This is a genomic window from Streptomyces filamentosus, from assembly GCF_014654895.1.
In the GTDB taxonomy this organism is placed as follows: Bacteria; Actinomycetota; Actinomycetes; order Streptomycetales; family Streptomycetaceae; genus Streptomyces; species Streptomyces filamentosus.
The window spans coordinates 4,188,233-4,209,918 of sequence record NZ_BNBE01000001.1 but is presented as its reverse complement, the minus strand read 5'-3'; the positions used below and the strand labels follow the sequence as shown (position 1 = coordinate 4,209,918).

Annotated in this window: 25 protein-coding genes and 1 tRNA gene; 13 read left to right on the top strand and 13 right to left on the bottom strand. The window is 71.4% G+C overall.

Annotated elements, in window-relative coordinates:
* The 10 genes from IE326_RS18880 to IE326_RS41475 form a co-directional block, all read left to right on the top strand.
* On the top strand, positions 1-2,245 hold a 2,245-nt coding region (locus IE326_RS18880), incomplete at its 5' end, for a hypothetical protein (RefSeq protein ID WP_229915400.1).
* A 3-nt stretch (positions 2,246-2,248) separates the two neighbouring features.
* Positions 2,249-3,343, top strand: coding sequence for a DUF5047 domain-containing protein (locus IE326_RS18875; RefSeq protein WP_190042103.1), 1,095 nt, complete (start codon positions 2,249-2,251; stop codon positions 3,341-3,343).
* The gene (locus tag IE326_RS18870) at positions 3,340-4,023 is read left to right on the top strand and encodes a hypothetical protein (RefSeq protein ID WP_190042102.1); all 684 of its coding nucleotides are present in this window, start codon (positions 3,340-3,342) and stop codon (positions 4,021-4,023) included. Before IE326_RS18875 ends, IE326_RS18870 begins: the two co-directional genes overlap by 4 nt.
* A 12-nt stretch (positions 4,024-4,035) precedes the next feature.
* Complete coding sequence (locus tag IE326_RS18865) at positions 4,036-4,626, top strand: hypothetical protein (RefSeq protein WP_190042101.1); 591 nt, start codon at positions 4,036-4,038, stop codon at positions 4,624-4,626.
* A gap of 14 nt (positions 4,627-4,640) precedes the next feature.
* Positions 4,641-4,892, top strand: a complete 252-nt coding sequence (locus IE326_RS18860; protein WP_190042100.1) for a hypothetical protein — start codon at positions 4,641-4,643, stop codon at positions 4,890-4,892.
* Between the two features lie 62 nt (positions 4,893-4,954).
* The gene (locus tag IE326_RS18855) at positions 4,955-5,779 is read left to right on the top strand and encodes a peptidoglycan recognition protein family protein (RefSeq protein ID WP_190042099.1); all 825 of its coding nucleotides are present in this window, start codon (positions 4,955-4,957) and stop codon (positions 5,777-5,779) included.
* A gap of 11 nt (positions 5,780-5,790) precedes the next feature.
* Positions 5,791-6,174, top strand: coding sequence for a hypothetical protein (locus IE326_RS18850; protein WP_190042098.1), 384 nt, complete (start codon positions 5,791-5,793; stop codon positions 6,172-6,174).
* Positions 6,175-6,615 carry a hypothetical protein gene (locus IE326_RS18845; protein ID WP_190042097.1) on the top strand — a complete coding sequence of 147 codons (441 nt, stop codon included), beginning with the start codon at positions 6,175-6,177 and terminating at the stop codon, positions 6,613-6,615.
* On the top strand, positions 6,612-6,974 hold the full coding sequence (locus tag IE326_RS18840; protein ID WP_150226977.1) for a hypothetical protein: 363 nt from the start codon (positions 6,612-6,614) through the stop codon (positions 6,972-6,974). Before IE326_RS18845 ends, IE326_RS18840 begins: the two co-directional genes overlap by 4 nt.
* Entirely contained in the window at positions 6,971-7,105 is a 135-nt protein-coding gene (locus IE326_RS41475; RefSeq protein WP_268983023.1) for a hypothetical protein, read from the top strand. The genes IE326_RS18840 and IE326_RS41475 overlap by 4 nt, the downstream gene beginning before the upstream one ends.
* 55 nt (positions 7,106-7,160) lie before the next feature.
* Here the strand turns inward: IE326_RS41475 and IE326_RS18835 are convergent, their stop codons facing one another.
* The 4 genes from IE326_RS18835 to IE326_RS18820 all read right to left on the bottom strand — a co-directional run bounded on the left by IE326_RS18835 (position 7,161) and on the right by IE326_RS18820 (position 8,570).
* Positions 7,161-7,361, bottom strand: coding sequence for a hypothetical protein (locus IE326_RS18835; protein WP_190042096.1), 201 nt, complete (start codon positions 7,359-7,361; stop codon positions 7,161-7,163).
* 157 nt (positions 7,362-7,518) lie between these two features.
* On the bottom strand, positions 7,519-7,692 hold the full coding sequence (locus tag IE326_RS18830) for a hypothetical protein (RefSeq protein WP_190042095.1): 174 nt from the start codon (positions 7,690-7,692) through the stop codon (positions 7,519-7,521).
* Between the two features lie 33 nt (positions 7,693-7,725).
* Complete coding sequence (locus IE326_RS18825) at positions 7,726-7,980, bottom strand: helix-turn-helix domain-containing protein (RefSeq protein ID WP_190042094.1); 255 nt, start codon at positions 7,978-7,980, stop codon at positions 7,726-7,728.
* Positions 7,981-8,495: 515 nt separating this feature from the next.
* Positions 8,496-8,570: transfer RNA gene (locus IE326_RS18820), tRNA-Val, on the bottom strand.
* Positions 8,571-8,739: 169 nt separating this feature from the next.
* Between IE326_RS18820 and IE326_RS18815 the strand changes: the two genes are divergently transcribed.
* Positions 8,740-10,101, top strand: a complete 1,362-nt coding sequence (locus tag IE326_RS18815) for a hypothetical protein (protein WP_190042093.1) — start codon at positions 8,740-8,742, stop codon at positions 10,099-10,101.
* A 78-nt stretch (positions 10,102-10,179) separates the two neighbouring features.
* Positions 10,180-10,398, top strand: a complete 219-nt coding sequence (locus IE326_RS18810; protein ID WP_150227978.1) for an FmdB family zinc ribbon protein — start codon at positions 10,180-10,182, stop codon at positions 10,396-10,398.
* Positions 10,399-10,431: 33 nt separating this feature from the next.
* Here the strand turns inward: IE326_RS18810 and IE326_RS18805 are convergent, their stop codons facing one another.
* From IE326_RS18805 to IE326_RS18795, 3 genes are all read right to left on the bottom strand, one after another.
* Positions 10,432-11,232, bottom strand: coding sequence for an HAD family hydrolase (locus IE326_RS18805; RefSeq protein WP_150232654.1), 801 nt, complete (start codon positions 11,230-11,232; stop codon positions 10,432-10,434).
* Between the two features lie 419 nt (positions 11,233-11,651).
* Positions 11,652-14,231 carry a phosphoribosyltransferase gene (locus tag IE326_RS18800; RefSeq protein WP_190042092.1) on the bottom strand — a complete coding sequence of 860 codons (2,580 nt, stop codon included), beginning with the start codon at positions 14,229-14,231 and terminating at the stop codon, positions 11,652-11,654.
* 56 nt (positions 14,232-14,287) lie between these two features.
* Positions 14,288-15,460, bottom strand: a complete 1,173-nt coding sequence (locus tag IE326_RS18795) for an HpcH/HpaI aldolase/citrate lyase family protein (RefSeq protein WP_150227980.1) — start codon at positions 15,458-15,460, stop codon at positions 14,288-14,290.
* A gap of 268 nt (positions 15,461-15,728) precedes the next feature.
* Here IE326_RS18795 and IE326_RS18790 point away from each other — a divergent pair, with 268 nt between their 5' ends.
* The gene (locus IE326_RS18790; RefSeq protein ID WP_150227981.1) at positions 15,729-16,628 is read left to right on the top strand and encodes a TerD family protein; all 900 of its coding nucleotides are present in this window, start codon (positions 15,729-15,731) and stop codon (positions 16,626-16,628) included.
* Between the two features lie 13 nt (positions 16,629-16,641).
* Here IE326_RS18790 and IE326_RS18785 read toward each other — a convergent pair whose 3' ends face one another.
* The 6 genes from IE326_RS18785 to IE326_RS18760 all read right to left on the bottom strand — a co-directional run bounded on the left by IE326_RS18785 (position 16,642) and on the right by IE326_RS18760 (position 21,254).
* Positions 16,642-17,379 carry a TerD family protein gene (locus IE326_RS18785; protein WP_150227982.1) on the bottom strand — a complete coding sequence of 246 codons (738 nt, stop codon included), beginning with the start codon at positions 17,377-17,379 and terminating at the stop codon, positions 16,642-16,644.
* Positions 17,380-17,556: 177 nt separating this feature from the next.
* The gene (locus tag IE326_RS18780) at positions 17,557-18,699 is read right to left on the bottom strand and encodes a DUF475 domain-containing protein (protein ID WP_150227983.1); all 1,143 of its coding nucleotides are present in this window, start codon (positions 18,697-18,699) and stop codon (positions 17,557-17,559) included.
* 29 nt (positions 18,700-18,728) lie between these two features.
* Positions 18,729-19,304: a TerD family protein gene (locus IE326_RS18775; RefSeq protein WP_150232656.1), complete on the bottom strand. Its 576-nt coding sequence runs from the start codon at positions 19,302-19,304 to the stop codon at positions 18,729-18,731.
* 140 nt (positions 19,305-19,444) lie between these two features.
* A complete protein-coding gene (locus tag IE326_RS18770; RefSeq protein ID WP_030495317.1) occupies positions 19,445-20,020 on the bottom strand; it encodes a TerD family protein in 576 nt (191 codons plus the stop codon).
* A gap of 165 nt (positions 20,021-20,185) precedes the next feature.
* Positions 20,186-20,644, bottom strand: a complete 459-nt coding sequence (locus IE326_RS18765; protein WP_150227984.1) for a peroxiredoxin — start codon at positions 20,642-20,644, stop codon at positions 20,186-20,188.
* Between the two features lie 187 nt (positions 20,645-20,831).
* Entirely contained in the window at positions 20,832-21,254 is a 423-nt protein-coding gene (locus IE326_RS18760) for a DUF3052 domain-containing protein (RefSeq protein ID WP_030756477.1), read from the bottom strand.
* Positions 21,255-21,686 lie beyond the last annotated feature (432 nt).

The following is a 21,686-nucleotide window of genomic DNA, read 5'->3' as shown; positions in this document are numbered from 1 at the left end:
ACGCGGGAGGGGGACGCTGACCGTGGCCATTCCCGGCAACTACCTGTCCGAGTCGACGTCGACCATCGAGCCGAACACCACGGGCTGGGCTCCGCTCCTCAACTGCACGCTCTCGCGCGCGACCGGGGGGACGGCGTCCGACGGCTGCCTGCAGATGCGGTCCGTCGCCGCCGGCGAGATGCGGTGCCGCACGTCCGCCTCCTACGCGGTCATCCCCGGAGTCGAGTACCTGGCTTTCGCCGACGCCTCCGGGGCCACTGTGCCCGAGCGGATCGGAATCCGGTGGCTCACTGCCACCTCGACGGAGATCGTCATCACCTGGGCGGTGACCACTGCGACCGCCTCCGCCACGTGGCATCGCATCGCGGTCGCCGACTACGCCCCGGCCGGCGCCGCGTATGCCCAGGTGGTCTTCTCCTCCACCCCGGCTGGCGCCGCCGTCAACTCGCTCTTCGACAACGTCTACCTGGGGCTTCCGAAGCGGTCCACAGGGAACCTGTTGTCCGCGAACGCGGAGACCAGTGAGCGCGCGAGCGAGTACGCGGCCACCACGAACTGCACGGTCAGCAGGACCGTGCCGATGGTGAACTGGTCGCCGCTCCTGTATGTCGCCGGCGGCCACGTGGCCACCATGACGGTGACCGCGAACGGCGCGGCCGAGATGCGGTGCACCGACACACCTCCGGTGACACCCGGGGTCGAGTACGAGGCCTACGCCTACATCCAGCCGCCCGCAGCCGGCAGCGCCGCCTGGATCGAGCTCCGCTACTACGACAGCGAAGGTGTGCGGGTCCAGACGACCCGCGGGGTGCTCGCCGCGCCGGGCACCGGCTGGTACCGGCAGAGGGTGCCGGCCACCGCCCCCGCCGACGCGGCGACGGCCGAGGTGGCGTTCGGCCTGAGCACCGCTACCGCCGGGCAGGTCCTCCGCTGCGACACGGTCGTGATCCGGGTAGGGCCGCGCTACGAGACCGGCAGCATCATCCCCCTGGAGCACTCCGATTTCGAGGCCGGAGTCGGCGGCTGGACCACCGTCGCGGGGGTCGCCACTCTCAGCCGCAGTACCCCCTGGGGGGCCGCGTTCCGGTCCGGGTCGTACTCTCTGACCGTCAGCTCGGCCACCGCCACCGAAAGCACCATCCGGTCGCCGAAGTTCACCCTCGAAAGCACCGGCCCCCACCGCTACGAGATTGCGTTCCAGGTCAGCGCAGGCGCGTGGAACGTGGCGACGGGCATCCGCTACTACAACAGCGGCGGCACCGAGATCGCCTCGGAAAGCACCGTCCCCGTTCCGATGGGGACGCCCGGGTGGTGGCTGCTGGTCACCGATGCCGACCCGCCTGACCTTGCGGTGAAGGTCGCCCTGGAGCTGACGCTCACCGCGACCGCGGCCTCCTCGACCGTCAGGTTCGACCGGGCCGCGTTCTACCCGTCGCTCCCCATCGACGATGCCTTCGTGAATGAGGCCACCGCGTCGGTCAGCCTCGTCATGCGTGAACTCGAGGTCGGGAATCTGCTGACCGTCTCGCGCACCACGCCGGACGGCGTGCGCACGCTGGTCCGCGGGCCTGACGGTCTCATCGACCGGATGCCGATCCTCGACTCGACCGTCGCCGTCGAGGACTACGAGGCGCCCCTCGGCATCGAGGTCACCTACAACTACGAGACCTACGAGGTCGGCGAGACCACCCCGGACCGTTTCGGGCTGTGGACGCGGACCGTGCCGGCCGGAGATCCCAACGAGGTGTGGTTGAAGGACCCCGGGATGCCGCAGCGCAACATCAGGGTCCTGGCGCAGCGGGCCCCGGACTGGCAGCGGAACATCGCCCAGGGGGAGTACCGCGTCCGCGGTCGCCGCAACTCGGTGATCCTCTCCGACGTCCGCGGCGGCCTGGAGGGCGAGCTCCTCATCTGGACCCGCTCCGACGAGGAGCGGCGGAACTTGCACTGGCTCCTCGACCCCGGCCGGGTTCTGCTCTGGCAGGCCGCGCCCGGTATGGGCATCGAGGACGTGTACGTCGCCGTCGGGCAGGTCACTGAGGGGCGCACGGTGCCGCAGGCCCAGGAGGTGTGGCGGTCCTGGGCCCTGCCCCTGAGGCAGGTCGACATGCCTACGGCCCTCGGCGTGTCCGGGTCGGCCGGCCGCACGTGGCAGGACGTTCTCGCCGAGTACGGCACGTGGGCGGACGTCCTGGCCCGCTTCTCCACGTGGGAAGACGTCTACCTGAACCGGCCGAAGGGGTGATCGATGTACCCCGTGTCCGACCGGTTCCTCGCCGCGATCGCCGAGTACCACACGCCTGTCACTGAGGTGACGCTGTACCGCACGGACGGCATCGTCGAGCAGCTGGCCCATACGGGCGGGTCGGTGACGGTGGACCGCGGGTCGTCGGTCCGCCGCACCTGCTCCATCACCCTGGCGGACACCAGCCTCATCCCGCGGGACCCCACGGCGAAGCTCAGCGTGTACGGCGCCCGGGTCCGGGTGACCCGCGGTGTCGTCTACACGGACGGAACCCGCGAACTGGTGCCGCTCGGGACCTTCCGCGTCGACGAGATCTCCGGAGACGTCGACGAGGGCCCGGTCACTCTGCAGGGCAAGAGCCTGGAGGCGGTCGTCTCCGACGACAAGTTCACGGCCCCGTACCGGGCAACGGGAACCGCGGTGTCCGCGGTCACCGCCCTGATCCGGCGGAGTCTGCCGGACGCCCCGGTCGACAGCAGTGCGGCTACCGACGCGGCGATCGGCGCCCGCACCTGGGACGTCGAGGCCGACCCGTGGGAGGCGGCGGTCGAGGTGGCGGCCGCGATCGGATGCGAGGTGTACGCGGATCCGGATGGCGTGTTCGTCATCGCCCCGCTGCCGGATCTGCTGACCGCCTCACCGGCGTGGACGATCGCGGCCGGTGAGGGTGGCGCCTACATCAAGGCTGACCGCACCACGTCGGCCGACGGCGTCTATAACGGGGTGCTGGCCCGGGGCGAGTCGACGGAGACCGCGACGCCGCCGGTGAGCTCGCTCGTCGTCGACAACGATCCCGGCAGCCCCACCTACTGGTCCGGGCCGTTCGGGCGCCGGCCCACGTTCTACTCCAGCTCCACTCTGATCACGGTCGGTGCCTGTACGCAGGCCGCGACGCTGCTGCTCCAGTCCGCGCGCGCCCCGAACGCGACCGCGGACATTTCGTCCCTGCCGAACCCGGCGCTCGCGCCCGGTGACGTGCTGCGGGTCGTCTACCCGGACGGCACCAAGGAGCTCCACCAGGCGTCCTCGTTCACCGTCCCCCTCGACGTCAGCAGCGACTTCACGATCCGGACCATCTCGGCAAAGGAGGGCACGTGAGCGGTGCGAGTGATCTGGCGGCCGCCCTCCGGCGCAACACACTCGGTGCAGCGCGCGCCAATCCCGGAGTGAAGGGCGCCGACTTCCACCTCGCAACCGTCTCCGCTGTCGGCAGCGACGGCACCGTCACCACCACCGACGGCATCATCGCCCGCCGCATGGAGACCTACCTCGCCCCCGTGGTCGGCGACCTCATCGTCGTCACCGTGTCCGGGAAAGGCTCATGGCTCGCCCTCGGCCGCACCGCGCCCTCCGACGCCGGTACCGCCTGGGTCAGCTACACGCCCACGTTCGTCTCGGCCGGTGGCGGCGCCGCTGCCGGGAACGCGCTCGTCGACGCGAAGTACACGCTCCGCGGCGATGAGTGCACCGTCAGGCTGTCGTTCGTGGCCGGTACGACGACCACCTTCGGAACCGGCACCCTGCGGTGGGGCCTGCCCTTCACGTCCGCGGCTCTGCCCAGCGCGTCGATGTTCTGGGCCGGATCGGCCATGTGCTCCGACGCCGGCACCGCCTACTACCCGGGCATGTGCCGTGTCATCGGCGGCACTTCCTACCTCGTCGGCATCAGTGCAGTCACCGCGGCAGGGTCCGCCGCCACCGAATGGCGCTTCGCCACCCCTTTCACCTGGGCGAGCACCGACTACGCCTCCTTCGGCGTCACCTATCAGATCGCGTAGAAGGGTGCCCACGTGGCCACCGACTCCTACGGGCAGGGGATCGTCGTCCCTGCCCTCACCGACGCCCCCAACATCAGCCTCAACGCCACAGGCATGGACGACATCGTCGGCCAGACAGTCCTGCGATTCAGCTCCGCATCCGCACGGAATGCCACTCTCGTCGGCGACCAGGCCCCCGTACCCGGGCAGATGGTGTACCTCGCCGCCGAGGACCGGTACGAGGGCCGGATGAGTGACGGCACCTGGCGCAGCATCAGCTCAGGTCCCTGGGTCCCCATCACTTTCGCGGCTGGCTTCGCGGCGAAAACGGGCACGCCCTCCTACCGGGTCAGCGGCGACACCGTCGAACTGCGCGGCACCGTCGAACGCAGCTCGGCCGTCCCTTTCGACAAGGGGGCCTCCTTCACCATTGCCACGCTGCCCGCTGCTGTCCGACCCGCGTTTTTCCGCTACTTCCCTGCCGCGACGGGCTACGTGTCCTCCCACATCTACGCCCGCATCGAGGTCGGAACTACCGGGGAGATCTCGGTCATCATCCCGCCCGGCACCGGCACCGCCACCTCGTGGCTGTCGCTCGACAGCTGCCGCTACTCCCTCACCTGACCTGGAGCCTCTTCATGATCCGTCTCCCACAGGTTGACCCCGACGGCGTGGTCTACCGCATCAACCTCTGGTCCGACTTCACCGGCGGCGTCCCCGTGCTCGTCAACGTGCCGGCCCGGACCGACCTCGACAGCCAGGCCATCGAGACCGAGGTGATCGCCCTCGCGAACCGGCTCGCCGCGCAGCTCCAGGTCGGGGTGACCAACATCCTCCGCCACGAGTCCACGAGCGCCGAGCTCCAGCTCGCGCCGTCCGAGGCCCCGTAGCCCACCTGTTCCTCGTCCGCCCCGCGCCGACTGGCCGGGGTTTCGTCATGTCTGGAGGCCCCATGGCCTGGTACCCCGGCGCCATCAAGATGGAGCTACAGCCGGAGTCTGATCAGCAGCCGGCCATCAGGCCGACGCAGTTCATCCTGCACAGCATCGCGGCCCCATGGGCGGCGCGCCGCATGTACGAGTACTGGCGCGACTCGACCAACCTCGACAGCCACTTCGGTCTCGGCTACGCCGGCGACCTCGGCCAGTACATCGGCACCGAGACCCGAGCCGACGCCAACTACCGGGCCAACCGCCGCGCGGACGGGACGGGCGCTGTCTCCATCGAGACGGCTTCGAACCTGCAGCACACGGACCCGTGGACGGCCGAGCAGGTCGAGGAGCTGATCAAGCTCGGCGTCTGGCTGCACCAGCGACATGGGATCCCGCTGCGGATCTGCCGCTCCTGGGACGACCCGGGCTACGGCTACCACTCCCTGCACCCCGAGTGGGCCGTCAGCGGGACGGCCTGCCCTGGCAAGGCCCGCATCGAGCAGTTCCGAGAGGTCGTGTTCCCGGGCATCGTCGCCCGCGCGACCAGCACCGAGGAGGACGACATGACCCCCGAGCAGGCCAAGCAGCTCGCCGACCTGGCCGTCGCCGTTAAGGGCCTCACGGCCGCGGTGAAGCGGATCGAGGAGAAGCAGCGGATCGCGCCCTGGCAGTACAAGCAGGAGGGCCTCGCCGACACGCGGGACATGAACCAGATCCTGCGTGACGTCGACAAGACGGTCCGCGTCACCGCGACGGGCGGCATAACCCCCGACCAGGTCAGCGCCCTCGTCAAGCAGATCGCGGCCCGCGTCGCGACCGACATCTCCGCCCGCCTCGCCAACTGAACGGACCACTCATGAAGATCTTCGGCAGAGAGCCTGTCTACCTGCTGGCTCTGGTCAGCATCTCCCTGAAGCTGTCGGCCGCATACGGTCTCGACGTCACCGACGCGCAGCAGGGCGCCATCATGGCCGTCCTCTCCCTGGCAGTCGCGCTCGCCACCGCGGTCGTCCTCAGGACCGGTGCCGCAGCTGCGGCCATCGTGAACCTGGCACAGGGTTTCCTGGCGCTGTTCCTCGCCTTCGGTCTCACCATGCCTGCGGAAACCCAGGCCCTGTGGATGGCCGCAGTCGAGGGCGCGGTCGCCCTGTTCCTCCGCCGCGAGGTGACGGCGCCGGTGCCCGCCCTGGCGATCGAGCAGACGAGCCCCGTCAAGGCGGCCGGCCCGTCTGGGGTGTAGATGGGCACCGTCCTGCTGCGGCGAGTCCGGATGCACCTCGGTCGCCGCGGCGTGTTCCTGCTGATCCTCGGTGTCGGGAAGACCTGCTGGGGCGTTTCCTTCCTGGTCGACCCGCCCGAGGCGGCCGGCCTGCAGCTCCTCACCCGGTTCTGCGACCTGCGCCACTGGTCGTGGCTGTGGATCATCTGCGGCATCGCCACGATCGTGGCCGCGTTCCTGCGCATCGGCCGCGACCGGTGGGGCTTCTATGCGGCGCTCATCCCGCCATCGGTCTGGGCAGTCGCCTACCTGGCCGCCGTGCTGACCGGCGACTACTCCCGCGGCCTGTGGGTCGCGATCTGGTACCTGACCTCCCACGTGGGGGTCATCATGTGGGCCGCGACGGTGCCCGAGTACTCGGTCCCCAAGTCTCCGCGCGGCCGGAGAGATGAGGCCCTATGAACGTCGGCGAGTGGGCAGCTGTAGTGGGTGCTGCCGGCAGTCTCCTCGGCGGTGGAGGCTTCTTCGTGGCCCGGGCCACGGTACGGGCGGCGCGCGCGACTGCTGCCGCTACGGAGGCGGCGGCCCGCGCGAACGCCGCACCGGCACAGCGGGCGGCCGACCTGGCTGTGCTGCAGGCGACGGTGGCGAGGGTGGACGAGGAGAACGGGTCGCTGCGGGGCCGGCTGTTCCGCCTGGAGTCCGTCGTCCGGGCCTTCTCGTGGACGGTGGACGAGCTGTACCGGTGGGCCCGCGACCCGGTGGGTAAGCCGCCCGAGGCACACCCGCTCGTCGACGAGTACAACCGGACGGGGGCGTGAGCATGGAGATGAAACCGCTGAGGCCGCTGCCTGTCGCCGTCGAGGCCGATGGGGAGACGCTCGCCGACATGGGGGTTGCCGACCCGCCGCACGAGCCCGACGTCGTACCGCCGCCTGACGAGACCACCTGAGGCCCAACGGCAACGCCCCCTCCTTCGGGAGGGGGCGGCTTCGTCGTGTCCGGGGTCAGGCGTCCGCCTCGGGGTGCCGGACCTTCTTCTTCAGCGCGGCCTCGACGGCGAACCGCGGCTCCCCGATGGCCTGCGCATGCTCGGTGACCGCGGCCTGTACGGCGGCTGCCGTTTCCACGGTGAGCGCGCCGGCCTGCTGCTCCGCCCAGGCTGCTTCTTCGAGTTTGATCAGTTCGTCAGGGAGTTCGATCGCCACGGTCGCATCGTAAGCGGCGCCTCTGACAGGGCTGCGACGGCACCCCGGACTGTCGGCGGCCAGTCGTACACTCGCGTCAACATCAGCGTCTTCTGGCTGACGCGATGCTCGGACCCGCCCGTCGGGACAGCGACCGACGGGCGGGACACCAATCCTCCTAGGCGGCGAGCTCCTGCTCGGCCTGGACGGCGGCATCCCACTCGACGAGCAGCCGGCCGTACTCCGCACGCCCCTCCGCCGTCAGCTCGCCGGCGCGCAGCAGGGCACGGATCCGGCAGTTGATGACGGCAGGATCGGCGGTGCGGCTGGCGGGGCGGGAGTGCTCGGACATGGGGGCAAGCCTACGGGGCGGGACTGACAGGACCTACGGGTTTGCCGGTGGGGCGCCATCTGGGATGAGGTCCCGGGCGGGGACGCCGAGGGCGGCGGCTACGCGGAGAAGGTGGCTGATTTTCGCATCATTCTGGCCGCCCTCTATGCGCTGGATTGTCGACCTGTCGATCTGGGCCAGGGCGGCGAGTTGCTCCTGTGTGAGGTCTGCGTAGAGGCGGGCGTCGCGGACCTTGCGCCCGAGCGCCTGCTGGGCGCTGGTGATCCATTCGGGCTGGTCGGCTGGCACGCGTCCAAGCTCGACCGATCATGATCATTTGTCAGCAGCTACTTTGCGGCTTTTTGTGATCATGGTTCAAATCGAGGTAGAAGGGTATGGCCGGAAGTGGCCCACACGGCCGCAGCCCTGCGTCAGCTAGCCCTCGCCGCAGGGCTAGGTGTAGTTTCCATGATTCGAACGCGCGTTCGCTCGAAAGAGTGAACTTCTCCGCCGACGCCGCATCCTTTTGCCATCGTGGAGAGTCGTTCCCCATAGACGTGCCGAGACGCCAGCTCAGGTGGCCCCCGAGTAGCGCTCTCGGCACACTAGGCGGCCCCCCTTCGACGGCAGAAGGGGGGCCGCTGCTCTGGTTGTTTCCTCGCCGGCGCCGCCTCTCCCCTTAGGGGATTTTTAGGGGACGGGCCCGTGTAGCGAGAGTGCTCAAGAGGCTAGCCAACGTGTAGTCAGAGTGCAGTCTCATGACGAAGGCCCAGGCCGAGCATTGCTCTGACCTGGGCCTTTGCCGACCCCGCATGAGGTCAGACTGGTGGGCGCGGACGGTTTCGAACCGCCGACATCTGCTTTGTAAGAGCAGCGCTCTACCCCTGAGCTACGCACCCTTGGAGGAGGCATCAGCCTACACGGAGGGGATGGGCGGATCGCAAACGCGTATGCGGGGAGGTCTGGGGGCGGGTGGGGCGAACCGGTGGGGTCGTGTGGTCGTCCTTGGTGGGTGGGAGAATGGTCGTTCGGACGGCGGGCACTGCGGAGACAGCACGGGAGAGGGTCGTGGCGGCGAGCGGCGCGAAGGGTAGGGCGGTGTCCGGGGGCGGGGGGCTGGTGCGGGTCGCGTTCTTGTTGCCGCTGGTGGTGGGGGTGCTGGTGCCTCAGTCGTTCGCTGGTGGCGGGGGCGGCCGGCGGTGGTTCGGGGGGCGTGGGGAAGGGCAGCGGGCGGAGGCGCAGGCGGCCAAGGACGCGGCTGCGGCGGCGTTCTACGAGCTGGACACCGCGCAGCGGGGGATGCGGATCACCATCGAGACGATCACGGCGGTGGACGGGTCGCCGGAGGCGCGGCGGGCCGTCGAGGAGTTCGCGGCGTTGGGGCGGCGGGTCGATGAGGTGTCCCATGTCTATATTTCTGCTGTTGACGCTCATGATCTCGATCGGGAGGAGCTCGACTCCGGGACGGCCCAGCGGGCCCGGGGGGAGCTGACGCGGGCCCGGGAGGAGCTGGAGCGGGTCAAGGGGGAGCTCGACCGGTTCGAGGCCGGGCTGGCGCCGTTGCTGGGCCGGGCCGAGACGCAGCTGGCGCGGCTCGCGCCCGCCGTGGAGCGGGCCCGGCAGGCGCTGCGCGGGGCGGGCGGTGCGCTCGAATCCGTACGGGAGAAGGGGCTGCGGGCCGATGACCTCGCCGCCCGGCTCGCCGCGCTCGGGCCCGAGCTGACCCGGCTCAACGAGGGGGCCGGGCGGCACGGGGTCGCCGAGACGCTCCAGCGGGCCGACCGGGTGCTGCGGGACGCGGAGGCGGTGCGGACGGAGGCCGAGCGGCTGCCGGAGCGGGCCGCCGAGATCGACAAGCGGCTGGTGTCGCTGCGGACCCGGACGCAGGCCCTGGCGACCCGGGCCGAGGCCGTCGAGCCCGTGCTGTCCGAGCTGCGGCGGCGGTACTCGGCCGCCTGCTGGCAGGACCTCCAGCACGTGCCGGAGCAGGCGGCCGGGGCCGTACGGCAGGCGGAGGAGCGGCTCGCGGAGGCGGGGGCGGCGCGGGCGGAGCAGCGGTGGCCGGACGCGACCGCCCTGCTGTCGACCGTACGGGCGCTGCTCGACACCACCGGGGAGGCCGTGGCCGCCGCGGGGGACCGGCTGCGACGGCTCGACGCGGTCGCGAAGGACCCGACGGCGGAGACGGACCGGGCGAGGTTCGCGGTGCGGGACGCGCAGCGGCTCGCCATGGAGGGCCGCACCCGGCCCGATCCGCGTCACGCCCGCCCCCTCGACGAGGCGGTGGCGCGGATCGACCGGGCCGTGGCGGGGCTGGAAGGGCGCCATCCCGACTACTGGCACTTCCTGGGCGAGCTGGAGGCCGTACGGGCCGAGGCCGCGCGCGTCGTCGCCGCGATCCGCGAGGAGCGGGGCGGGCACGCGCACTGAGGCCGCGCGCCGCGGCGGATCCGCCGCGGCCCGGCGGACCCGCTCCCGTGCCCGCGGCGCCCCCGCTAGCCTGGGCGCATGCCTCGTTACGAATACCGCTGCCGCACCTGTGGTGACACCTTCGAGCTGAGCCGGCCCATGGCCGAGTCCTCGGCGCCCGCCTCCTGCCCCGCCGGGCACGACGACACCGTGAAGCTGCTGTCGGCCGTGGCCGTCGGCGGGTCCGCGTCCGCCGGCGCCGCCCCCGCCGGGGGCGGGGGTGGCGGCGGCTGCTGCGGCGGGGGCTGCTGCGGCTGACCCGGGAGCCGGGACACCGTACGGCAGGATCGCTCAGGAAAGGAGCGCCGCCGCGCGGAAGCGGCGGAGGATCTCCTCCCCCGCCGCGACGCCCCGCTCCGCGAGGACGTCGAGGTGGGGGGCGGTCCAGGCCGTGTCGGCGAGTTCGCCGTGGCCCGGGCGCCAGGCGCGGTCCGCGGCGAGGAGCAGGTCGGCGTCGAGGAGCGAGTCGCCCGCGGCGAGGGTGAGCGCGGCGCCGGTGCGCCGGGCGACCTCGCGGACGGCGGCGCTCTTGGTGAGCGGCTTCGGCACCGCGTACACCTTGCGACCCTGGAGGGAGACCGTCCAGCCGCGGTCGGCGGCCCAGGCGCCGAAGCGTCCCAGCCAGTCCTCGGGCAGCCGCTCCCGCTCGACGACCAGATAGGCGAAGAGGTCCTCGGCGACCCGGTGCTTGCGCACCCAGGACAGGTCGGTGGTCGCGGTGAGGTAGGCGCGGATCTCGGAGAGCGGGGCGCACTCCTCGGCGAGCCGGCGGACGACGGACGCGTGCCAGTCGGGGTCGGAGACGCCGTCGACGAGGATGTGCCCGCCGTTGGCGCAGATCGCGTACTTCGGCGCGGTGCCCGGGAGCTGGATGCGCTGGTACTGCTTGCGGGTCCGGGTCGTGGTGGGGACGAAGAGGGTCTCGGCGCTGAGCAGCGCGAGGAGTTCGGCCGCCTCCTCCGTCATGTACGAGAGCGGCTTGGACTCGTGGACCTCGACGCACAGCAGCCGGGGCGCCTGCGCGTCCGGCATGCCGAGGGCGAGGGCCGCGGTCGAGTAGATGAGGGTGCGGTCGAGGTCGCTGGCGACCAGGGTCGTCGTCGCGGGGACGGCCGCCTTGGCCGCGGAGGCGTTCGCCGGGGTCGCGGGGACGTCTGCCGTCGTCGCGAGGGCATCCGCCGAGGTCGCGGGGACGCCCGTCGTGGTCACGGAGGCGTTCGCCGGGGTCGCGGGGACGTCTGCCGTCGTCGCGAGGGCATCCGCCGAGGTCGCGGGGACGCCCGTCGTGGTCACGGAGGCGTTCGCCGGGGTCGCGGGGACGTCTGCCGTCGTCGCGAGGGCATCCGCCGAGGTCGCGGGGACGCCCGTCGTGGTCACGGAGGCGTTCGCCGGGGTCGCGGGGACGCCCGTCGTCGTCGCGAGGGCATCCGCCGGGGTCGCGGAGACGCCCGTCCCGGTCACGGGGACGTCCGTCGTGGTCACGGAGGCGTTCGCCGGGGGCGTGGGGGCGTTCATCGGGACACCACCGCCTTGCCGTCGGCGCCTGTCGCGCCCCTCGTGTACTGGGGGTGTATGAGGCCCACGCAGGTGTACGGGAGGTCGTCGACCTCCTCCACGGGGACGCCGCGCTGCTCCGCGAGGAGGCGGACGTGGGCGAGGTCGGCGCCCGCGCCGCGCCGGGCGAGGATCTTCCAGGGGACGCGGCGCAGGAGGACGCGGGTGGTCTCGCCGACGCCGGGCTTGACGAGGTTGACGTCGTGGATGCCCTGCTCCTCGCTGATCCGCTCGACGGCCGCCCAGCCCTCCCAGGTGGGGGTGCGGTCGGTGGCGAGGAGTTCCTTGACGTCGGTGTCGACGGTGTCGGCGACCTCGTCGAAGCGGGCCTCGACGGCGTCGAGGAAGGCGACGGAGACGTCGGCGCCGGCCAGGTCGCGGTAGAACTTGGCGCCGTGGAAGTCGTCCGGTCCGACGAGGTCGGAGCGGAGCACCGTGCGCGAGATCAGGCCGGAGACCGTGGAGTTGAGGCACGCGGAGGGGATGAGGAAGTCCTCGCGGGTGCCGTAGGTGCGGACGCAGGAGCCGGGGTCGGCGAGGACCGCGATCTCCGGGTCGAAGCCGGCGAACTCCTCGGACTCCCGCAGGGCTGCGGCGAGTTCGCGGGTGATGGCGCCCTTGCCGGTCCAGCCGTCGACGAAGACGACGTCGGCCGGGTCGTGGTGGGCGGCGAGCCAGCGCAGGGCGTTGGCGTCGATGCCCCGGCCGCGGACGATCGAGACGGCGTAGTGGGGCAGGTCGAGGCCGTGGCGGCGGTGGGCCCAGCGGCGCATGAGGACGCCGACGGGGGTGCCGGCGCGGGCGAGGGAGACGAGGACCGGGCGGCCGGACCGCTCCGCCAGGACGGTCTCGGTGACGACGCCGACGGCGTGGGCGATGCGGGCGGCGGAGGACTCCAGGGCGCTGCGGTACAGCTCCTGGTAGCGGTCGCTCGGCTGGTACTCGACGGGCAGCGACTCGGCGTAGTGCGCGCCGCCGCGCTGGATGGCTTCCTCGCGTTCCTCGGTGGGCGCCTCCAGCTCGACGTCCGAGAGGTCCTGGAGCAGCCAGCCGACCTCCTCGGGGGCGTACGAGGAGAAGGCGGGGCCTCGGAGGGGCTCGGGCAGCATGGAGCTCCTTTCGGGAGCTTCGATGGTTCCGAAGGCTTCGGTGGCTTCGGCTTCTTCGGTGGCTTCGGGGGCGCGGGGCCCTGCCGCGACGGCGGGTGCCGCGACCGCTCCGGCCGCCCCGGGCGCGTACGACGGCACGACCGCCAGGACGACGTGCGGGATGTGGACGGCGAGCTGGGCCAGCAGGCCCTCCGGGGCGTGCAGCGCGGGGGTGTCGGCGGCGGAGTCGACGACGGCGACGACGGCGTCGTAGCCGCCTCCGGCGACGTTGTAGGCGTAGCGCTCGCCGGGGCCGTCGGCGGGGTCGTCGTGGGCGGGGAAGACGAGGCGGGTGCGTATCGCGTAGCCGGGGTCGTCGACGGCGAGGACGGGCGAGCGGGTGGTGGTGGAGTAGCGGACGTCGAGCCCGGCGTCCTCCAGGGCGCCGGCGAGCCGCAGCGGCGCGTACATCAGCTCCTCGAAGCCGAGGACGAGCACGCGGGGCCGCGCGCCGCCGGGCAGGTCCCGGGACGCGGCTCCGGGGGCGCCCTCCGTGCCGGCGGCCAGCGCCTCGGTGAGGGCTCCGGTCATCGCGGGCAGCGCCGCCTCCAGGCGGGCGCGGTGGTCGGGGGTGAAGCCGTGCCGGCCGCCGTCCGGGACGCCGGCGGGCCAGTCGAGGCCGACGCGGACGGGCGCGGCGACGGCGGTGAAGCCGCCGCGGGTGCGCGGGACGGGGGCCGCGCCGGGCGCGGGCTCGTGCCGGGCGACCAGCTCCTGGCCCTTCTCCAGGACGCCCTCGGGGAGGCCGACGGTGCCGGCGGCGAGGGTGAGGAGGTCGACGCGGGCGCCGATCTCGGCGGCGAAGGCGGTGAGCCGGTCGCGGTCGGCGGGGCCGCGCATGTCGACCAGGGCGACGACGACGTACCGCTCGCGGGGGTAGCGCTCGTGGAGGCCGCGGATGGTGTTGAGGACGGTGTTGCCGGTGGAGAACTCGTCGTCGACGAGGACCAGCGGCCCCTCGCCGGCCAGCAGCTCCGGGTCCTCCGGCAGCAGCAGGTGCGAGGTGGCGTGCGAGTGGGACTCCTCGAAGCCGCCCGCGGTGGCGACGCCGGGGACCGGGCGGCGGGTGGAGTGGAGGTACGGGGCGGTGCCGAGGCCGTCCGCGACGGCGTGGCCGAGGGCGGTGGCGGTCTCCGCGTAGCCGAGGACGACGGCCCGGCCGGCCTCCTCGGCCCCGAGGAGCTCGCGGACGCGCAGGCCGAGGCCGAGGCCGGAGCCGTACACGACCGAGGGGTGCTGCGGCACGTGTTTGCCGAGCACGCTGGACACGAGCAGGTGGGCCCGCTTGGGGTTGCGGCGCAGGGCGAGGCCCAGGAGGGCGGGCAGCTCCTCGTCGCCGATCAGTTCGACGCCGAGCCGCTCCGCGACCCACGTTCCGGTCCACACCACGTCGCCGCAGTCCTTTCGTCAGCCGGCGGGGAGCCGGCGGTGAGCTGGTCCGCCCGTCAGCCGGTGACGCCGGCGGCGAGCAGGTCCACGAAGCCGACGTCCTCACGGGCGACACCGAAGACCTCGGCGCGCACGAGGGTGCGCTCGGCCCAGGCCCGGTGGGGCTTCACTTCGTTCATCTTGTTCGTATAGGCGGAGCGGAGCACCCCGCCACCGTCCTGTTCCGGCCGGAGGATGTCCTGGGCGTCGCTCCACTCCTCGTGGCTGACCACGGACAGCGCGTGGACGGGCGACACGTGGGTGGGGTGGATGCAGGTCTTGCCGAGGAGGCCGTTGGCCCGGTCGAGCTCGATCTCGCGGAGCAGGCCGTCCATGTCGTGCTCGATGAGGGCGGTGCGCAGGTCCTCGGCGCGGCCCTCCAGGAAGGGGCTGCGGCGCAGCTGGGGCTTGAAGATGCGCTCGCCGGGGCGGAAGTACTCCCAGACGGGGCCGGTGATGGTGAAGCCGGTGCCGTCGGCGCGGCCCAGGACGTTGACGACGTCGGCGATGACGTTCGCGACGATCTTGACGTCGTAGGCGGTCATGTCGGGCGAGCGGCGGAGCCCGTAGGCGGAGCAGAAGTCGGTGACGCCGAGGCGGAGGGCGAGGACGCGGTCGCGGTGCTTGTCGGTGATCGACGCGATGCCGGCGAGGGTGTCGGCCCGGGTCTCCAGGTGGAGGAGCTCGGGGGACTCCAGGACGGGCATGGCGTAGAGGCGGCGGCCGGCGGTCTCCTCGGCCCGGGTGAGGGCTTCGAGGAAGGCGGCGCCGCGGGCCTCGGTGAATTTGGGCAGTACGAATCCGGACAGCAGGCCGATGGTGTCGCCGAGGCGGGCGGTGAGGTCGGTGATCTGGTGGGGCTCGCGGACCCGGATGAAGAGGAGGGGGACGCCGGGGCCGGTCGCGGTGGCTTCGGCGAGGTCACGGAACTGCCGGACCAGGTTGGCCTCGCCGGCCTCGACGTCGGCGTCGCTGATCGAATCCTCCAGGCAGAGGACCATGGAGACGACGCCGCGGGCGGCCTGTTTGCGGATGTCGTCGGCGAGCCGGGGCCGGGTCGCGGGGCTGTAGAGCGTGGCGCCGAGGGCGACCGCGAGGGTGCGCGCGGGCGAGTCGGCGGTGAATTCGGCAGGCTCGCGATGGAACAGCCCGCTCCGCACCGTGGACGGGATGTGTCCGAAATGACGCATGTGAGTCCCCGTCTTCCTCTCTTCGGCCCTGACGACATGTGGCCGGTAATAGTACGTAGGTGCGGGTGTCCGTAGTTCCCATCCCGTGTGAAATCCAGGTGACCCGGCCCCGTCCGGTCCGCCTCCCGGCCCCGTCCGGTCCCTCCCCCGGCCCTGCCCGGTCCCCTTCCCCCGGTCCCTCCTCCCCGCCCCTCCCCGACCCTTCCCACCCCTTGCCCGGCCCTTCTTCCGGTACCCGCGTTGTCCCGCGGTCGGGCAGGAGGGCAGGATGGCCGTCATGACGCACGCGATGCTGAAGGGCTCCAACGTCCCTCTCGACACCGCGGCCGTACGGGCCGTGCTCCGCTGGACCCCGGGCCCCGGGGTCCCCGACGTGGACGCCTCGGCCCTGGTCCTGGGGCCCGACGGGCGCGTCCGCTCCGACGAGGACTTCGTCTTCTACAACCAGCCGCGCCACCCCTCGGGGCTGGTCCGGCGGCTGCCGAAGAAGCGGGTCGCCGAGGGGCTCACGGACACCGTGGAGGCCGATCTCGGCGGACTCGACCCCTCGATCGACCGGGTGGTGCTCGCCGCCTCCTCGGACGGCGGGACGTTCCGCTCGGTGACGGACCTGCGGATCCTGCTGTACGACGCGGCCCCCGGGGCCGGGCAGGAGCCGCTGGCGCTCTTCGACGTGACGGCGGAGACCGGCGAGGAGACCGCCGTGATCTGCGGCGAGCTGTACCGCCGGGGCGAGGGGTGGAAGTTCCGCGCGGTCGGCCAGGGCTATCCGACCGGCCTGGTGGGGCTGGCGACGGACTTCGGCATCTCGGTCGACGAGGCCCCCGAAGGGGCGCCCGCCGAGGACCCGGCCGCCGAGGCGCGGCCGGTCGACCCGCTCGCCGAGACCACCGCCCTCGACGGCGGCCCCACCGGGAGCACCGGGGGCGGTACGGGCTCCGCCGAGGCCGGTACGGGCTCCGCCGCGCACCCGGACGACCTGACCGTCGCGCACGCCTCCGTCCCGTCCGCGCCGTCCCTGCCGCACGTCCCGCCGATGCCCGACCGGGCGCCCGCCTACGGCTACCCGCAGCCGCCGGTGCCGGTGCCCGCGTACGGGTATCCGCAGCCGGAGCCCGTCGTGGAGTTCCGGATGCCGCCGATGGGGCCGCAGTTCCAGCGTCCGTGACGGGCGGACGGGGTCAGGCCTTCGACTTGTAGCCGCGGCCCCACTGGAGTCCCCAGCCGTAGAGCCGGTCCAGCTCGGCCTGGAAGCCGTAGACGAAGCGCACCTCGCGCCGGACCAGCAGCTCGCCCTTGCTGTTGTCCACGGAGAAGACGGCGCAGGAGCGGGCCTGCGGGGCGCGCTCGTCGAGCTCGATCTCGATCCGGGGGCCGTTGCTCGGGTAGAGGGTGATCTTGGCGTGGGTCCGGTCGAAGGCCGGGGTCTGGTCGTAGATGTACGCGAAGAACAGCAGCCGCTTGATCTCGTCCTTGTGGTCGAGGTTGACGAAGATCGTCTCCCCCGAGGGGGCGCCGAAGCGGTCGTCGCCGCTGAGCTTCACGTACGGGGCGGTGTTGAGGTCGCCGAAGAAGCCGCCGAGCGGCTGCACCACGCCCTTGCTGCCGTCCTTGAGCTCGTAGAGGCAGCCGAGGTCGAGGTCGACGTTGACCATGCCCTGGGTGTGGGCCTGGACGGCCTCGGGCTTGAAGAACTGGGCGGGGTTGCGCAGCAGCCGGCCGCTCTGCCGGGAGCGGCCCTCGATGTCGGAGGTGCGCATCCGCCAGGAGAGGTTGACCCGGAGGTTGCCGGTGGCTCCGCCCTGCTGGGCGAGCGAGACCGTGGGACGGCGCCGGGTCAGGTCGATGGTGTGGGACGCGCCCACACCGGTGTCGAAGGACGTCGCTCGTCCCGGAAACAGGTTGTCCAGGAAGCCCATCGGGCCCACCCCCACTGGTCGCCGGTCGGCCGGTCGGCTCGGTCGCCGCGGCCCTTCTGCCCGCCCCGCCACGCGCCTGCGGGGCGGCCGGACGTGCCGGCCGCCCCGCAGGGGAAGCGTTCCTCATTGTCCCCGGTGTCACACCCCGTGGCGGGGCGCACACCCGGGAGCAGGGTGTCACACCCCGGAGCTCACCTCGGCCTTGTCGTCCGAGGAACCGCCCCCGGCCGCGGCGATGGCCTTGTTGCGGCGGACGGAGGACCAGAAGGACCAGGCGATCAGGACGACGCCGATGAGGCCGGTGATGACCTCGTTGATCTCGTACTGGATGGTGACCAGGAGGAGCACCGCGAGGGCGCCGATGGCGTAGTGGGCGCCGTGCTCCAGGTACACGTAGTCGTCCAGGGTGCCCTGCTTGACCAGGTAGACCGTGAGGGACCGGACGTACATGGCGCCGACGCCGAGGCCGAGGGCCATCAGGACGATGTCGTTGGTGATGGCGAAGGCGCCGATGACGCCGTCGAAGGAGAAGGAGGCGTCGAGGACCTCCAGGTAGAGGAACATGAAGAAGGCGGCCTTGCCGGCGAGCTGGACGGCGGAGACCTTCTTGCCGCTGCGCTTGGCCTCCTCCTCGGCCTCGTGCTCGCGCTCTTCCTCCTCCTCCAGCTTGTTCTCGAAGAAGCCGGAGAGACCGCCGACGACCAGGTACGTGATGAGGCCGGCGATGCCGGAGATCAGCACGGTCTGCGCCTTGTCGACGTGGGCGCCGCCGTGCTGGTGGGCGTGGGTCGCGAAGGTCATCGCGGTGACGAGCAGGACGATCAGCGCGATGCAGACCGACAGCATGTCGACCTTGCCGAGCTTGGCGAGCGGGCGCTCGATCCAGCGCAGCCACTGGATGTCACGGTCCTCGAAGATGAAGTCGAGGAAGATCATCAGCAGGAACATGCCGCCGAAGGCCGCGATCGACGGGTGCGCGTCGGTGACCAGTTCCTGGTAGCGGTCGGCGTCGTTGAGCGCGAGGTCGACGGCCTCGATCGGGCCGATCTTGGCGCTGATCGCGACGATCACGACGGGGAAGACCAGCCGCATTCCGAAGACGGCGATCAGAATGCCGACGGTGAGGAAGATCTTCTGCCAGAAGGCATTCATCTTCTTCAGGATGCCGGCGTTGACCACGGCGTTGTCGAAGGAGAGCGAGATCTCGAGGATGCAGAGGATCGCGACGACCCCGAACGCCTCCCACCCCCCGTAGAGCACCGCGGCCACCAGGCCGAGCACGGTGATCGCGAAGGACCATCCGAAGGTTTTCAGAAGCACTGCCTACCCCATTGTGTGATAACGCGGCTTTACGAAACGTTGACCCCGAAGTCTAGAGCGATGCCCCGCAGCCCGGACGCGTACCCCTGGCCGACCGCGCGGAACTTCCACTCGCCGTTGTAGCGGTAGAGCTCGCCGAAGATCATCGCGGTCTCGGTGGAGGCGTCCTCGGAAAGGTCGTAGCGGGCGAGTTCCTGCCCGTCCGCCTGGTTCACCACCCGGATGAAGGCGTTGCTGACCTGGCCGAACGTCTGGCCCCTGTTGTCGGCGTCGTGGATGGAGACCGGGAAGACGATCTTGTCGCAGCGGTCCGGGACGCGGGTGAGGTCGACGATCAGCGACTCGTCGTCGCCGTCACCCTCTCCGGTGAGGTTGTCACCGGTGTGTTCGACGGAGCCCTCGGGGCTGAGCAGCTGGTTGTAGAAGACGAAGTACTCGTCGCCCAGCACCCGGCCGGCCTGGCACATCAGGGCGCTGGCGTCGAGGTCGAAGGGGGCTCCGGTGGTGGACCGCGCGTCCCAGCCGAGGCCCACGAGGACCTTGGTGAGATTGGGTGCGGCCTTGGAGAGGGAGACGTTGCCTCCCTTGGCGAGCGTGACGCCCATGGTGTTCGGTTCCTCCCCGGTGAGTGCTGCTGCCATGAGGCACGTCCGGCGCCGCACGAGGGTGCGGCGCCGGACGTCGACGTGCGGGCGCCGGTCCCGGGCGGCTGCGCCCGGGCCGGACGGCCCGAAGGTGGTTCGGCTCAGACGTTGACGCCGAAGTCCTGCGCGATGCCGCGCAGGCCCGAGGCGTAACCCTGGCCGACCGCGCGGAACTTCCACTCCGCGCCGTGGCGGTACAGCTCGCCGAAGACCATGGCGGTCTCGGTGGAGGCGTCCTCGGAGAGGTCGTACCGCGCGATCTCGGCGCCGCCGGCCTGGTTCACGACGCGGATGAACGCGTTGCGCACCTGGCCGAAGGACTGCTGGCGGTTCTCGGCGTCGTAGATCGACACCGGGAAGACGATCTTGGCCACGTCGGCCGGCACGCCGGCCAGGTTGACCTTGACCTGCTCGTCGTCGCCCTCGCCCTCACCGGTGAGGTTGTCACCGGTGTGCTCGACGGAACCGTCGGCGCTCTTGAGGTTGTTGAAGAAGACGAAGTCCTGGTCGTTGCGCACCTTGCCGGCCTCGCTCACCAGGATGGCGCTGGCGTCGAGGTCGAAGTCCGTACCGGTGGTGGTGCGGACGTCCCAGCCCAGACCGACGGTCACGGCGGTGAGGCCAGGGGCCTCCTTGGTCAGCGAGACGTTGCCGCCCTTGCTGAGGCTGACTCCCACGAGTCCCTCCATCATTGGTTTCCGGGGACGACGCCCCCGGTCGTGCGTTGGCATCGGATCAACGACTGGATCCTAGTGACGGGTTCCCAGTCGAAACAGACGATTCGCCCGGGGAATCGGGGGGTGTCGGCCGACTTCCCCCGATTCCGGGGCGCGCGCGGGGGCTCAGAGGGTTTCGAGCGCCTTCACGTACGCGTCGAGGTCGCGGGCGTCCGGGAGGCCGTTGACGACCGTCCAGCGGACGACGCCCTCCTTGTCGATGATGAAGGTGCCGCGGACGGCGCAGCCCTTCTCCTCGTCGAAGACGCCGTAGGCGCGGGAGGCGTCGCCGTGCTTCCAGAAGTCGGAGAGCAGCGGGTACTCCAGGCCCTCCTGCTCGGCGAAGACGCGCAGGGTGTGGATGGAGTCGTTGGAGACGGCGAGCAGCTGGGTGTCGTCGTTGACGAACTTCGGCAGGTTGTCGCGGAGCTCGCACAGCTCGCCGGTGCACACGCCGGTGAAGGCGAAGGGGTAGAAGAGCAGCACCACGTTCTTCTCGCCGCGGAAGTCGGAGAGCTTCACGGTGCGGCCGTGGTTGTCCTTGAGCTCGAAATCGGGGGCCTTGGTGCCGACCTCGATCGCCATCGCGTACGCATCCCTTCGACGGGGCCCGGCCTCTGGGCCGAACCGGTGAACCCCACCCTACGGGGTGACCGGCGACGGCCCGTCCGGTGCCGGCCCGCGCTCCGTCCGCGCCGGGGCGGGGCGGGGCGCGGGGACGTGAAAGCCCCCGCCGGAACGTTCCCGGAGGGGGCCTCGCGCAGCAGGGGGATCAGCGCTTGGGAGCGGCCAGGCGGGTGCCCGTCCAGTCCTTCGCGACGCTGATGCTCTTGGTCTGGGAGAGACCAGCGGTCTGCGCGGCATCGTTGATGTCGCTCGGCTCGATGTAGCCGTCGCGTCCGGTCTTCGGCGTCAGCAACCAGATGTTGCCTCCGTCCTCCAGCAGACCGATGCTGTCCACCAGCGAGTCGGTGAGATCACCGTCCTCGTCACGGAACCAGAGGACGACGGCGTCGGCGACGTCGTCGTATTCCTCGTCGACGAGCTCCTGGCCGATGGTGGACTCGATGCCTTCGCGGAGATCCTGGTCGACGTCATCGTCGTAGCCGATCTCCTGGACCACCTGTCCGGGCTCGAACCCCAGCCTCGCCGCCGGGTTGGTCCGCTCCTCCGCGTGGTCCGCGGTCGCGCTCACGGCTTGCCTCCTGATCATGTATCGGAAAATGCTCGGGCCGCGCATGCGCGCGGCGCTGGCCGTAGTCCACACGTGACGGGGCGGATCGCGCAAGTACCCGGCCGCGGAGACCGCCGAAACGGTGACGTTTGGGGCCGTCTCACCGCAACTTCCGACGCAGTTCGACAGCGCTCCGTGATCAGGGAAACACGATTCGTCCCGCTTCGCGGGTTTCTACGGCTTCAGTCTGCCGAACGCCTTGACGAAACGCATGCGCGGATTGGGCGTAAGGTTGCGATTTGACCACACCCCTTGCCCGGGGAGGGCGCGGGGACGGCCACCTCTCGGCAAAGATGACGTGTGCCGCGAGCCGGGTACACGATGGACGTCCCGGCCCAGGGCACCTCGGCCTCCATGGGGCTCTCCCTCGTGGGACTCCCCCCGACCAGCGAA

What these genes read in the sequence shown, in the direction of transcription:
- IE326_RS18850 (WP_190042098.1), top strand. Translation starts at nt 5,791, where the DNA reads ATGAAGATCTTCGGCAGAGAGCCTGTCTACCTGCTGGCTCTGGTCAGC.
- IE326_RS18845 (WP_190042097.1), top strand. Translation starts at nt 6,175, where the DNA reads ATGGGCACCGTCCTGCTGCGGCGAGTCCGGATGCACCTCGGTCGCCGC.
- IE326_RS18875 (WP_190042103.1), top strand. Translation starts at nt 2,249, where the DNA reads ATGTACCCCGTGTCCGACCGGTTCCTCGCCGCGATCGCCGAGTACCAC.
- IE326_RS18795 (WP_150227980.1), bottom strand. Translation starts at nt 15,460, where the DNA reads ATGCGTCATTTCGGACACATCCCGTCCACGGTGCGGAGCGGGCTGTTC.
- IE326_RS18790 (WP_150227981.1), top strand. Translation starts at nt 15,729, where the DNA reads ATGGCCGTCATGACGCACGCGATGCTGAAGGGCTCCAACGTCCCTCTC.
- IE326_RS18785 (WP_150227982.1), bottom strand. Translation starts at nt 17,379, where the DNA reads ATGGGCTTCCTGGACAACCTGTTTCCGGGACGAGCGACGTCCTTCGAC.
- IE326_RS18860 (WP_190042100.1), top strand. Translation starts at nt 4,641, where the DNA reads ATGATCCGTCTCCCACAGGTTGACCCCGACGGCGTGGTCTACCGCATC.
- IE326_RS18775 (WP_150232656.1), bottom strand. Translation starts at nt 19,304, where the DNA reads ATGGGCGTCACGCTCGCCAAGGGAGGCAACGTCTCCCTCTCCAAGGCC.
- IE326_RS18840 (WP_150226977.1), top strand. Translation starts at nt 6,612, where the DNA reads ATGAACGTCGGCGAGTGGGCAGCTGTAGTGGGTGCTGCCGGCAGTCTC.
- IE326_RS18830 (WP_190042095.1), bottom strand. Translation starts at nt 7,692, where the DNA reads ATGTCCGAGCACTCCCGCCCCGCCAGCCGCACCGCCGATCCTGCCGTC.
- IE326_RS18765 (WP_150227984.1), bottom strand. Translation starts at nt 20,644, where the DNA reads ATGGCGATCGAGGTCGGCACCAAGGCCCCCGATTTCGAGCTCAAGGAC.
- IE326_RS18810 (WP_150227978.1), top strand. Translation starts at nt 10,180, where the DNA reads ATGCCTCGTTACGAATACCGCTGCCGCACCTGTGGTGACACCTTCGAG.
- IE326_RS18855 (WP_190042099.1), top strand. Translation starts at nt 4,955, where the DNA reads ATGGCCTGGTACCCCGGCGCCATCAAGATGGAGCTACAGCCGGAGTCT.